Source organism: Saezia sanguinis, assembly GCF_003991585.1.
Lineage (GTDB): Bacteria > Pseudomonadota > Gammaproteobacteria > Burkholderiales > Burkholderiaceae_C > Saezia > Saezia sanguinis.
Genome location: NZ_PQSP01000217.1, coordinates 1 through 235, shown reverse-complemented (window position 1 = coordinate 235; position 235 = coordinate 1). Strand labels below are relative to the sequence as shown.

Below are 235 nucleotides of genomic sequence, written 5' to 3'. Positions count from 1 at the left end.
CCATCGGGTCAGAGCGATTGCGCTCGGCGCGGTCGCCGTGATCACTGCCGTACTGCTGCCGGGTAGTGCCACGGCCGATCTGCAGGCCGATATCCACAACGAGGTCCGGGAATTCCTCGACGTGGGCCGTACCGCCGTACCGCGCGCCGAATGCGGGCCGGGGGCCATGCCCGAAACCGGTCTGCAGGGCGATGTTCCGGCGGCCGATCGCGACAGCGGGCGCAGCACCCAGGGG

General features: G+C 70.6%; 1 pseudogene. It reads left to right on the top strand.

Annotated features, from left to right (window positions below):
• A pseudogene (locus tag CUZ56_RS15565) lies at positions 1-235 on the top strand (hypothetical protein); the annotation flags it as partial.